This is a genomic window from Aeromonas media, from assembly GCF_020423125.1.
Lineage (GTDB): Bacteria > Pseudomonadota > Gammaproteobacteria > Enterobacterales > Aeromonadaceae > Aeromonas > Aeromonas media.
The window spans coordinates 3178533-3190655 of sequence record NZ_CP075564.1; the positions used below are offsets into that span (position 1 = coordinate 3178533).

13 protein-coding genes and 1 pseudogene are annotated in these 12123 nt (G+C 59.7%); 6 read left to right on the forward strand and 8 right to left on the reverse strand.

All coding sequences use genetic code 11. From position 1 onward, the window contains the following. The first annotated feature begins 18 nt into the window (after nt 1-18). The 5 genes and pseudogenes from KI797_RS14575 to KI797_RS14595 all read left to right on the forward strand — a co-directional run bounded on the left by KI797_RS14575 (nt 19) and on the right by KI797_RS14595 (nt 2699). Nucleotides 19-1212 (forward strand): MFS transporter, encoded by a 1194-nt coding sequence (locus tag KI797_RS14575; RefSeq protein WP_226169853.1) that lies wholly within the window; start codon nt 19-21, stop codon nt 1210-1212. 279 nt (nt 1213-1491) lie between these two features. Next, a complete protein-coding gene (locus KI797_RS21105; RefSeq protein WP_226169855.1) occupies nt 1492-1641 on the forward strand; it encodes an alcohol dehydrogenase catalytic domain-containing protein in 150 nt (49 codons plus the stop codon). 83 nt (nt 1642-1724) lie between these two features. Then, nucleotides 1725-2003, forward strand: a pseudogene (locus KI797_RS14585) (hypothetical protein); the annotation flags it as partial. A 32-nt stretch (nt 2004-2035) separates the two neighbouring features. Continuing rightward, nucleotides 2036-2284: a hypothetical protein gene (locus KI797_RS14590; RefSeq protein WP_226169856.1), complete on the forward strand. Its 249-nt coding sequence runs from the start codon at nt 2036-2038 to the stop codon at nt 2282-2284. A 256-nt stretch (nt 2285-2540) separates the two neighbouring features. Then, nucleotides 2541-2699, forward strand: a complete 159-nt coding sequence (locus tag KI797_RS14595) for a hypothetical protein (protein ID WP_226169858.1) — start codon at nt 2541-2543, stop codon at nt 2697-2699. A 41-nt stretch (nt 2700-2740) separates the two neighbouring features. Here KI797_RS14595 and KI797_RS14600 read toward each other — a convergent pair whose 3' ends face one another. From KI797_RS14600 to nosR, 8 genes are all read right to left on the reverse strand, one after another. Beyond that, nucleotides 2741-3058 (reverse strand): c-type cytochrome, encoded by a 318-nt coding sequence (locus KI797_RS14600; RefSeq protein ID WP_226169860.1) that lies wholly within the window; start codon nt 3056-3058, stop codon nt 2741-2743. A 136-nt stretch (nt 3059-3194) separates the two neighbouring features. Continuing rightward, on the reverse strand, nt 3195-3344 hold the full coding sequence (gene tatA, locus KI797_RS14605) for a twin-arginine translocase TatA/TatE family subunit (RefSeq protein ID WP_041206197.1): 150 nt from the start codon (nt 3342-3344) through the stop codon (nt 3195-3197). Between the two features lie 49 nt (nt 3345-3393). Further along, on the reverse strand, nt 3394-3912 hold the full coding sequence (locus KI797_RS14610; protein WP_226169862.1) for a nitrous oxide reductase accessory protein NosL: 519 nt from the start codon (nt 3910-3912) through the stop codon (nt 3394-3396). A 63-nt stretch (nt 3913-3975) separates the two neighbouring features. Continuing rightward, the gene (locus KI797_RS14615) at nt 3976-4806 is read right to left on the reverse strand and encodes an ABC transporter permease (protein ID WP_005324386.1); all 831 of its coding nucleotides are present in this window, start codon (nt 4804-4806) and stop codon (nt 3976-3978) included. Next, nucleotides 4803-5729: an ABC transporter ATP-binding protein gene (locus tag KI797_RS14620; protein ID WP_042650506.1), complete on the reverse strand. Its 927-nt coding sequence runs from the start codon at nt 5727-5729 to the stop codon at nt 4803-4805. Before KI797_RS14620 ends, KI797_RS14615 begins: the two co-directional genes overlap by 4 nt. Then, the gene (locus KI797_RS14625) at nt 5726-7045 is read right to left on the reverse strand and encodes a nitrous oxide reductase family maturation protein NosD (RefSeq protein ID WP_226169864.1); all 1320 of its coding nucleotides are present in this window, start codon (nt 7043-7045) and stop codon (nt 5726-5728) included. Before KI797_RS14625 ends, KI797_RS14620 begins: the two co-directional genes overlap by 4 nt. Before the next feature lie 59 nt (nt 7046-7104). Beyond that, nucleotides 7105-9012: a TAT-dependent nitrous-oxide reductase gene (gene nosZ / locus KI797_RS14630; protein WP_125729727.1), complete on the reverse strand. Its 1908-nt coding sequence runs from the start codon at nt 9010-9012 to the stop codon at nt 7105-7107. Nucleotides 9013-9076: 64 nt separating this feature from the next. Continuing rightward, nucleotides 9077-11188, reverse strand: a complete 2112-nt coding sequence (gene nosR / locus KI797_RS14635; protein WP_226169866.1) for a transcriptional regulator NosR — start codon at nt 11186-11188, stop codon at nt 9077-9079. A 394-nt stretch (nt 11189-11582) separates the two neighbouring features. Here nosR and KI797_RS14640 point away from each other — a divergent pair, with 394 nt between their 5' ends. Further along, nucleotides 11583-12053, forward strand: a complete 471-nt coding sequence (locus KI797_RS14640) for an SIS domain-containing protein (RefSeq protein ID WP_202806765.1) — start codon at nt 11583-11585, stop codon at nt 12051-12053. Nucleotides 12054-12123: the final 70 nt, after the last annotated feature.

Genomic DNA, 12123 nt, shown 5'->3' on the forward strand with positions numbered 1-12123 from the left:
TCAATATCAGGTCGTGAAATGAAGACTCATCATGCCGCTGTCAAACCCCTCCCCGTGGTACAAGAACATTGGGGGGCCGTGGGAGCCATGTCCCTCTGCGTGGCCCTGCTTATCGCCGCCGAGTTTATGCCGGTCAGCCTGCTGACCCCGATCGCCCGCGATCTCGGTGCCAGCGATGGTCAGGCGGGCCTTGCCATCTCCATCTCGGGTCTCTTTGCCGTCATCGCCAGCCTGCTGGTCACCCGGGTCTGTGCCCACCATGAGCGGCGCCATGTGCTGATGGGATTGGCACTGATGATGTTGCTCTCCCTCGTCCTGATCGCACTGAGCCCCAACTTTGCGCTGCTGATGCTGGCCCGGGCCCTGCTGGGGGTGGTGGTCGGCGGATTCTGGGCTCTGGCCACCGCCACCCTCATGAGGCTGGTGGCCCCCGACTCGGTGCCCAGAGCCCTCGACCTGATGTACACCGGCAATGCCGTCGCGACCGCCTTTGCCGCTCCGCTCGGCAGTTATCTGGGTGGCATCATCGGCTGGCGGGGCGTGTTCTGGCTGCTGACCCCGCTGGTGGTGCTGAACCTGGTGTGGATGGCCGTCAGCCTGCCCTCGATGCGAAGCGAACGCCGCGTGACACAAGCGTTGGGACTGCTGAAGCGGCCCAATGTGGCGATGGCCATGCTCGGCGTCATGTTCACCTTTGCAGGCGCCTTCTGTGCGTTTACCTACTTCCGGCCGTTTCTGGAGACCCGTACCCAAACCAGCCTGCCGGAGCTCTCCTCCCTGCTGCTGGCGCTGGGAATGGCCGGATTCGTGGGCACCACTGTGGCCAGCGCCACCCTGCATCGCCACCTCTATCGGCTGCTCCGATGGTTGCCCCTGATGCTTGCGCTCATCACCCTTGGCCTGCTAGCCATGCAGCACCACTTCTGGGGCGTCGCGCTGATGCTGACCCTGTGGCGCGCCATCAATGCCGCCATTCCGGTTGTCTGGTCCGCCTGGATAGCCCGGGGGATCCACGATGCCCCCGAGAGTGGCGGCGGCCTCATCGTGGCCGCCATCCAGCTCGCCATCATGCTGGGAGCCGGCATCGGAGGCTGGCTGCTCGATCACTACACCATAGGCGCCACCCTGGCTGGCAGTGCCGCGCTGTTGATGGTGGCCACCCTGGTGGTGGGCAACGGCAAGCGGCTGCAACCCGCCCGGGTGAACGTATGATGATCCGATCTCGTGACTCAACCGCCCAAGACACTGCGCCGCCCATGTGTTGCACCGAGATTCCCCGGCAACTGAGGCCAGCTCATCGGAGAGAACATCATGATTAAATCAGTCAACGCTCATGCTGCCACCCCGGCAACGGCACCGCTGGCACGCCATCCCATCACTCGCCGACGGCCACGCCCCGATGATGTGGAGATCGACACTCTCTGCTGCGGTGTATGCCATTCGGATCTGTACGCCGCCCACAATCACGGAGGCTGAACCCGCTATCCCATAGTGCCGGGCCATGAAATCATCGGTTGGGTGGTTGCCGTCAGCTGTCAGGTCAACAGGTTCAAGGCAGGCGACCGGGGCGGGGTCGGCTGCATGGTGGACGCCTGCGGTCATGGCGAGGCGTACAAAGAGGGCACTACGGCGCAACCGTGACTCACACCTATGGCGCTCCGACCGTATCGACGGCGGCCTGATCCAAGGCGGTTACACCGAGCAGGACCGCCAATACGGCAGCCCGCTGTCCCATGGCCCAGAGCATGGGCCGGCGTGGCAACGGCTGGGAACGCCTCGATGGCATGGCACGGTTGTTCAGGAGCCTCAAGTCAGAGTGGCTCCCGACAACGGGATACATAAACCTGTGGGAGGTGAAGCGGGATAGCTGTTATTACCTGATGGATGACTACCACTGGCAGCGTCCACATCAACACCATGACGGGATACCGCCGAGAGTCGGCCTAACCGGGTGTCTGGATGTCGTTGACCACGGCACATCGGCCCTGAAGCAGGCGTCGTGACTCACCAGGTTGAAGCCAAACCGGAGGTGCGGATGGCGGAGAACATCACCATCAAGGTGCGAGGCAAGCACCAGCAAACCGGTGAGTACGGCGCCAATGAGTTCAAAGGCCAACACATCGATATCGACGAACTGGCAATGCCCTTTCTCATTCACGGGAGGGGCATGGATACCTCGCTCACCCACATCCCAAGTGGCTACCGCATCACGCCGTTCGGCGGCTGGCAGAATACGGTTCGCTGCCGGTGCGGCTCAATGCCATGCCCGTTATCAATCAGATAACCGACTCTGCTCGTTGCAGCGCAACTCCCTACACCTGGAACGCTCATTTACAAGCAGCATAAGGGGCCAGCGCGCTCAGCGCCGGCCCTTGGCACCAAAGGAGGAGCCGTCTTATCACCAGGCTCGAGGTACATCGCTATGCTCCTGAACTCAACAGGCTGCATCTGTGCAAACGGCACGTGTTGCCTGCGCACCGCATCGCGCCCATCAAGTAGGGTCAGGCCGGCTGTTTGGCCACTGGCCGACAGCGTCTCGAGTGATGCATCACCGTGAGCCCCCCGACTGCATCAAGCACGCCCGGCGCTATCGGGGTCGGCAAGCGAACCCGACCGGACTCCCGGAACAACTGGCCAAGCTACACCGCCACCACAACGTGCCCGATACCACCATCAGCATTCAACTGAGGTATCGCTAATCACGCCAGCATTCACACCGAGCTTCAGTGCAAGCGACTTGTTATTTTTTATGGCTGAGCACCCATTCGGCCAAGGTCTTGGCCTCCTCTTCCGTGACGGCGTTGGCAGGCATGGGCACTGCCCCCCAGGTGCCCTGGGTACCGTTCTTGATGCGGCCTGCCAACAGGGTGACCGCGTCTGCCTGCCCGTCATACTTGGCCGCGACCTCCTTGAATGAGGGGCCGACCAGCTTGGCATCCACCATGTGGCAACCCACGCAAGGCTTGCTCTTGAATAACGTCTCGCCGTCAGTTGCCATGGCCGGTTGCAGACAAACAGCAGCCCCCAGGACAAGCAGTGAAAACACGTTTCTTTTCATATTGGTATTTCCTTATGTTGATGGAGGCAGCAATCCCCCGCTTGGTATCCGGCCACTCGCATCCCGCACTCCGTCATGCTGACGGCCCGACGCGACCAAGGGCTGCAGAGATTGGGGGTAACCGGATGGTGTTTTCTTACTGGCTCTCTTTTTCGCCCAGCATGTTACGAAATCCCCGCACGGCCTTGCCCAGATCCGAACCGATGCCACTCAGGCGTCCAGTACCAAACAACACGATGACAATGGCGAGAATAATCAATAGCTTCCAAACGCTGATCCCCATCATGGGAGCATCCTCCTGCGATGTAATGAGTGATAAAGGATGAAAAAGCCTATCAATGGGCCGCCGGGCTGCCGTGCGGTTCAGCTGGATGGGACTGGGGATCAGGTTGCAGCAAGGCAAGATCTATCTGCTCGAACCGCACCAGCCTGCCGCCCTGGCTGGTTGCAAACCTTTCGGCATCCTCCTCGCGGGCGAATGAGGCCAGTGCAGCCCCCATGGCCCCCTTCAGGTTGGCGCCGACGACATAAAAGGCCTGTCGGGCATCGATGAGGGCATCATCATCCGGTTTTTCCCAGGTCGAGCGTGCCATGTCATGCACATACAGGGTGACATCTTGTTCCCGGTTCTCCGGTTGCAGCCACCAGCCAAACATCTCGGCCGTAGAGCAGAATTTCATCGCACCCTGTTTAGCCACCGCCTCGCCCTTGGGGCCGGGAAAGCCGGTGATCGCCATGCCGCAGATGTGGCACTCGTCGCCGGAGTGAAAGGCAACGGGATCATAAACGTGCGGGTTCGAGTCGACATCATTGCAACCGGCCAGCGCCAGCAGCAGGGCCAGCAGCAGGGCCATCAGGCTGCCTTTAAGATAAAAATTATTTGAATTCAGCATATTACTATCCTTGTTATACCCGGCTCAGACCGAGCGACGACGAAACACGGCATAAGCCAGCCACAGCGACACGCCGACCCACAACAACAGGCAGAACCCAAGCATGTCGGTAGAAAAGGGCAATTCACTCCCGAGGGAAAGCACCCCCAACCCGCCACTCTCCCCTTCGAAGCCGGAGAGGTTGATCAGCCGATAGATATCGGCCGGATTGAGCAATAGCAGCCAGGGCAAGAGGGTGGCGCTGAAATGGCCCTCGCTCAGCACCAGCAGTGCCAGCAACAGCAGATCAAACACCAGTACGAACAGGAACCAGACGCCCAGCGCCAACCCGGCGGCACGGGACTTCTCGCTGACCTTGCTGCTCAGTACATAGGCCATGGCGAGGAAGACCCAGCCCAGCAGGGTGGATGACACCATGAAACGGCCGAACGCCCAGACCAGGGTGGAGAGGGAGATATCCTCCACCAGCACGGCAATGGCCAGGGCGGCGCAGCCAAAACCGAGCAGGGTCGCCAGTGCCAGGATCAGGCCGTGACCGACAAACTTGCCCATCAGGATCTGGCCGTGGCCGAGGGGATAGGTCAGCAGCAGCATCAGAGTGCCGCTCTCCTCCTCGCCAACAATGGCGTCATAGGCCAGCAGCAAGGCGATGAGGGGCATCAGGAAGGTCGCAAGGCTCGCCAGACTGGCGATGGTGGCGGGAATGGAGGTAAATCCCAGCTGGCCGGAGGCGGCAGCGCCGAGCCAGGCAATGCCGACCGCCAGCACCGCAAACAGCAGGCTGATGGCCAGTAGCCAGCGGTTGCGCAGACCATCGCTGAACTCCTTGCGGGCAATGTTCCAGACCTGATTCATGGCCGTACCTCCTTCCGGTTCGCCTGATCGGCTCGCGCCATGTAGTGGCAATAGAGATCTTCCAGCGAAGGTTGATGCACCTCTATGTCACCGGGCTCGCATTCCCCCAATAACTCGCGCAGCAATGCCAGCTTGTGGCCGTTGTGCACCACCACTTCCACGCTCTGTGCATCGAGCAAGCGAGCCTGATGGCCCGCCTCCCGCCAGCGCCCAATCCAATGGTTGCCATCCTCCAATCCGTGGATGCGCATCCGCACCGGCAAGCCAGTGTCGGCGCGCAACTGGGCGAGATCACCCACGGCTTGCAAGCGGCCACCGGCCAGTATGGCGACACGATTGAGGTGGGCCTCCACCCCGGCAAGCGCGTGGGAGCAGAGGATGATGCTGGTGCCCCCCTGGCGCAGGCGATCGATCAGCTGATAGAGCTCTTGGGTGGCGATGGGATCCAGCCCCACCGTGGGTTCATCGAGCAACAGCAGACGCGGCTCGCCAAGCAGTGCCTGGGCCAGACCGAGCCGCTGACGCATCCCCTTGGAATAAGTCTTCACCCGACGCGCCGCCGCATGGCTGAGCCCGACCTGGTCCAGCAACTCCACTACCTGCTGGGGGGCTGCACCCCGCAGACGGGCAAAATGGGCGAGGGTCTCCCGCCCCGTGAGCTGTGGATAAAAGGTTACGTTTTCCGGCAGATAACCGAGCTGACGGCGCACATTGAGATCCTGTGGCTGACCGCCGAGAACCTGCACCCGCCCTTCACTCGGGCTCAACAGGCCGAGGATCAGCTTCATGCTGGTAGTCTTGCCCGCACCGTTATGGCCGAACAGCCCCAGCACCTCACCTTCCTGCAGGCTCAGGTTCACGTCCTGCAATATGGTCATGCCACCGATGCGCTGGTGTACGCCCTGAATGTCGACCGCGTTCATGAGGGGTTCTCCTGTGGATGAGGGGCGATGGCCGGAGGCTGCATCAGCGGGTAGCTATCCTGCACACCGGGAGACTTGATGATGGGGAAGGCGCGCTGGGCCCAGCGCAACACCTCGATACCGGGGCTGTTCATTAGCAGTCGGACCTGCGGATAGCGCCAGAGCAGCCTGTCCACGTTGTCGTTCGGTTCGTAGGCCACCTCTCCCAGCCCGTCGTTGTTACGGTCCCAGCCCAGATAATCGCTCCAGTAGTTGCCGCGGCCCGCCACCGACCACTCCTGCCGCCGGGAGGCGACATATTTGACCTGTTGCCGATTGTTAATAAAGGCGTTGTCGCTGATGAGGTTGTCTTCCGATCCCGCAGTGAGATGGATTCCCAGCGCGCTGCGCTCGAAACGGTTGTGCTCGATGCGGTTGAAGAGCGAGTTGTAGATAAACAACGCCTTGCCCTCGGAACCGGAGATCATGCCTTCGCCCGCGCCCCCGTCACGAACCTCCGTGACCAGATTGTCCCTGAGGGTGGAATAGGTGATGTAGTTCATCAGGATCCCGTAGTTCTGATCCTGCTCGGAACGATTGCCGATCACCGTCAACTTGCGACTCTGCATGAGTGCATAACCGGTGCGGGTGCGGCGAGTCAGGTTGCCGATCACCCGGTTGTCGTTGGAAAACATGTAATGAATGCCGTAGCGCAGATCTTCCAGCTGATTGCCTTCGAGGCTGTTGCCGTTGGAGGTATCGATATAGATACCATCACGGGCGTGGCGTACCCGATTACCGATGACCCGCGCCCCGTGCACGGCATAGAGATGAATGCCATTGCCACGATCCTGCGAACGCAGTCGCAGCTCTCCCTCGATCACGTTATCCAGCAGGCTGACGTTGCTCGTGCCATCCACCCAGATCCCGCTGGCCGGTCCTTGCATCAGATTGGCCTGCACCTTGGCGTGACTGGCTTCCCGCTGGATGAAGACAGCGGCATTGAGCTTGGTGAGGTTGCTACCCCAGTTGGTCAGAGTACAGCCCTGCACCGTCACGTTCGGCGCCGCGATGGTGAGGGCATTGCCCTCCCCTTCAGCATTGATCACCGCCCCCGCCTCGCAACGGAGCATCAGGGATTCTTCAATACGAAACTGCCCCCGGTACTCTCCGGCAGGCAGACGCCAACGCGCCTCTCCATCGGGTTGCAAGGGCAGGGAACGAATGGATTGAGGTGCCGCAAAGGCCGCACCAATGCAGCAGCATCCCAGCACCAACAGCGCAACAGTGCTCCGGGCCTGCCTTGGCAAGGTCGGTAATGCCGATAGAGGGTTCATGTCCTGGATCCTGGATATTCGGGTGGTGTCGATGCCATCGGCACCACCCGACACTATGGTTAGGCTGGTTCGACCAGCATGCGACCAACCATTTCCATGTGGAGTGCATGACAGAACCAACTGCAATAGTACCAATGCAGGCCCGGCTTATCGGCGGTGAAGGTAATGGAGGACGTCTGCTGCGGGCTGATCTCCATGCTGGCGCCATGGTTGACCATGACGAAGCCGTGGCTGACATCCTCGATCTGATCGATGTTGGTAATCACCACCGTGACTTCATCCCCCTGCTTGACCTTGAACTCGGTGATCCCATAGGCCGGGGCCATCGAGGTCATGTAGACCCGTACCTTGTTGCCATCACGGATCACCTTGTTATCGGTCTCCAGCTTGACGCCGTCTTTTGCCGCCATCTCTACGGTGGGTGCGAAGAAAGGATCCTTGCGATCCCACAGCTTGCGGGTCTTGATCTGATCCCGGCGAGCCAGGATGCAGTCGTGGGGCTCGGCGAACGTGGGACCATCATGCACCAGCTTCATCTCCTCACCGGAGATGTCGATCAGCTGATCGTTTTCCGGGTGGAGCGGGCCGGTAGGCAGGAAACGGTCCTTGGAGAACTTGCACAGCGCCACCAACCATTTGCCATCGGCTTCGCTGGTTTCCGTCAGGGACGCATGCAAGTGGCCGGGTTGATACTGCACATCGAGTTTCTGTCTGATGTAGTCGACCTTCTCGCCCTGATAGGCACGCACCGCGTCGGCCATGTTCCACTTCACCACCTGGCTGTCGATGAACAGCGTGGTATAGGCATTGCCGCGGCCATCGAAGGTGGTGTGCAACGGACCCAGACCCAGCTCAGGCTCGGCCGCGATCACCTCGCGCGGATCCTTGAGCTTGCCCGCGAACAGATCGTCGAGCTTGGCGATCTCGATCATGCTCACGGTCGGTGACAACTTGCCGTTGGCGATGAAGTACTTGCCGTCGGACGAGGTGTTGCAACCGTGGGGATTTTTTGGCACCGGGATATAGCGAGTCAGTTCGGAGCCTTCCCGCCCGTCAACCACCGGCACCTTGGAGTCACCCAGCGTCACGAACTTGCCGGCCTTGATGGCTGCCTCGATACGCGGGATGTTGAATACCACCACCCAGTCACGCTCGTTGCGCATCATGCCGCCCAGATCGTAGGCCTTCTCCGAGTTGTAGCAGGTAGACGCCGCATAGGTGCCGGTGTAGTCCGCATCGGTGTTATCCAGGTTGCCATCGACAATCACCTGGAAGGCCATCTCCATCTTCTCCGCGTCGATGACGTTGAACAGGGTGTAGCTGTTTTTATCCTGCAGATCGAAGGTGGTGCCGTCGTTGGGATGGGGAATGACGAACTCGGCGTTGGCAAACACGTACTTGGTGTGCGGCACCTTCTGCAGGCGCAGGCCGTGAATGGCCTGGACGTTGGGCACCGTCAGCATCTTGTCGCACTTCATGATGTCCAGCCGGATGCGGGCCACCCGGCTATTGGCCTTGTCGTTGATGAACAGGTACTTGCCGTCGTATTTGCCGTCGGTCATGGAGATGTGGGGGTGGTGACAATCACCGTTCAGGAACTTGACGCTTTCGCCCATGATGTGGCGGCTTTCATTGGTCAGCCCCCAGCCGGTGGCGGAATCGACGTTGAACACAGGAATACGCATCAATTCACGCATGGAGGGGATGCCCAGGACCCGCACCTCGCCCTGATGACCACCACTCCAGAAGCCGTAGTAGTCATCGAGATCCCCTGGTGCGACATGAATGTTCTGCTTGGCCTCGGAAACGGCCGCGGCCCAGCTCTCCCGGCTCATCACCGCGCCACCAAAGGCCGTGGTGGCCAGCGCGGCCCCCGTCAGGGCACCTGCCCCCTTGAAGAAGCTGCGACGGCTGAGGCCGCCTTGACTCAACTCCTGCTCGGCATTCTCAGGATACTTATCACTCATAAACCGACTCCTTTATCGTTTTTGACGGGGCGAACGGACTCGCCTCACGAGGGTTATTGATTGTTCAGGTTTCAATTGAGGTGACAGGTATCCGTTCAATACCAACCTGTCCTTGGCCGCCACGTTTGGCCTGTTTGTTTTTCATCACTAACGGCAAGCACTTGCGCTCATTGTGATAGGTCATCTGACAATCGAGGCAATAGTGGCATTCGTTGGCGTTGATCCGCCCATCCGGGTGGATGGCCTGGATCTCGCATTCCTTGGCACAGAGCTGGCAGGGGCTGCCGCACTCCTTGCGCCGCTTGAGCCAGTCAAACTGGCGCAGCTTGGTGGGGATCGCCAGCGCAGCCCCCAGCGGGCAGATGTAACGACAGTAGACCTTGCGGGTGAAGAGGTTGATCACCAGCAGGAGCGCGGCGTACAACACGAACCACCATTGACGATCGAACCCGAGGATGATGGTCGTCTTGAAGGGTTCCACTTCGGCCGCCTGTTCGGCCATCTGCATCGACTCCAGCGAGATGCCGAAAAGTACCAGCAGGATGATGTACTTGATGGCCCAAAGCCGTTCGTGTACCGCAAAGGGAAGCTCGAACTGGCGGACCTTCAGTTTTCGCGCCGCCTCATTGATCAGCTCCTGCAACGCGCCAAACGGGCAGAGCCAGCCACAGAACACGCCACGGCCCCAGAGCAGAATGGTGGCGGCGGTGAAGGTCCAGAGGATGAAGAGGACGGGATCGGTGAGGAACAGCTCCCAGCGAAAATCTTGGAACAGCGCATGGACAAAGGTCAGCACATTGACCACCGAGAGCTGTCCCAGCGCATACCAGCCGATGTAGGTCACGGTGAACAACAGGTATCCACGGCGCAGCCAGTGCAGAAAATGGGGTCGCCGGGTGAACCTGTCCTGGAAGAACAGGATGGTGGTGAGCAGCAGCAGCGCAAGCCCGATGATGCCGATCTGCACGCTCTTCTGGTACCAGATCTTCACCCACAGCGGTCGCGCAGCCTCTTCGGCCGCGGCCAGCTCCTCGGCACTCGGCAGGGGGCGTGTCAGATAGGATTCGGGCAACTGGTAAGCAAGCTCAAAACTGCTGAAGACCCCCTTGACCGGCCCGGTCTGGCGGCGCACCAGCAATTCCAGGCTCCAGGGCGAGCCGGGATCAAATGCCGCATGGGCACGGATGGTAAAGATCGCCATCTCGTCAAACTCAGGCATTCCCTCTGCATAGACATCGTCGAGACGCTGGAAATCCGAGTCACGGAAACTGATGGTGTCGCCAAACTGGCGCAGTTGCACCCGGTCGAAGATGCCGCCGCGCACATAACCCGACCCCTTGAAGGAGTATTCCCCCCTGCCCAGCACGGCGACGGCCTGCTCGCCGGGTTGGAGCGTCTGCATTAGCACCTGGAACTGTTTGTCCCCCAGCAGATTGCGGCCGATGGAGGGGGGATTCAGGTGCGCAACGTAGAGATCGATGAAGGTATCGTCAACCTGCTCGGCCGTGGCAGTGCCGACGTCTTGCGCCTCGGTCCCTTTGAACGCCGCATCGACCTGGCCACGGGTCAGATGCAACCGGCGGATGGCGCCGTTGCCGGTGAGCGTCGCCCAGTTTCCGGGCTCATAGCGATCGGTGCGCACCATGGCAGGCTTGGGTTTCGCACCGCTCTTCTCTTCGACCAGACTCAGTGACAGCGCCACCTTGTGCGCAGCGTGCATGACGATTTCGTTGACCACCATGGCGGTGACTGTCGCCCCGGTGATGGCATCAATCGTGACCGCATCCGGATCGCTAGAGTGGCCGACCACCACTCGTTGATTCACTCCAACGCCTGCATATCTGGCATTAAAACCATGCAGCTTCGCTTCCGGAATACCAATCAGCAGGATGGGCTCATGGTGCTCGAGCACATAGGCATCGACAATCACCCCCTTGGGGTCGAGCAATATCTGCATGTTGATGGGCTTGCCCGAGTAGGCGGGAATATTCACAACATCGATGGTCTGGAACGCATAGCCTATCGGCTTGCCCTCTTTGCTCAGGGTGCGAACCTGATAGGGACCGGTGGCCTTGGAAATAACGACGCCCGGAAAAAACTGCTCGATGCGAGTCTGCTCAACGGGATAGGTTTTCGCTAGCAGGCCCATGCTGAAGAAGCTCAGCAGCAAGACCATCGACAGCAATCCCCAGAATCGGTGTGACAAGAGCAATGGATAAGGTTCTGACCGCATCATCGACTTCATATGCCTGCTTCCCGCAATAATATGAGTGGAACACCACCTGGCATGGCATCCCTAATCGCTCCGCTGAGTGCAGGTTGACAGCCAATGGTGACCATTTAAATCTCATGGTCAGTGCAGGTCAACCTAAATAGTTAAATGAATTACCCATTTTAAATCGCCATCACACTTATGTCCGATCCGCCCCCATATCGACGATGACGGGATACCGCCAGCAAAAGCCGAAAACCAGCCTAACCCGGTGCCCGGATTTAGTTGACCACGACAGATTGAGGAGAGTGTGGCGGCGCTGCGTGATACTGGCCCCCTGATAAGCAAGGACGCTCTCGTGCAAAGTGCCGAGCTGTTGGAGAAAGCCCACCAGATCTATGGTGTTGCCGCGAGTGCCATTATCGGGGAGTACCTAGCCTATCGCTTACTGCGTATGGGAATATCAGCCCAACAGTTCAGCGATATGCATCGAGCTGTGATGAATGCCACCTGTCTGAAACTGGGGGTAATAGCTGTTTCCAGCTCTGGCTCGACCAAAGATCTGCTGCATGCGGTGCAACTGGGCAAAGAACACGGAGCAAGCATCATAGTGCTCAGCAATACCCGTCGCAGCCCGCTCGCCACCCTCGCAGATCAGTTGCTGGTAGCGGCAAAACCGGCAGGACCGCTGACAGCGGGTTCATTTCACTCAAAGATAAGCGCCATGCTGGTGATCGAGCTGTTGAGCCAACAACTATTGGAAACTAGGCCGGAGCTGGCGGGAGCCATCTCGGACAGCGCCAAGGCTACGTTGCCTTGGTTGATATGATTGCTAGAGAGAAGTATCAACAATCCGTGGATGCCTGGCAGGGTCGGTGTCCAAGGTAATCCATCAGGAT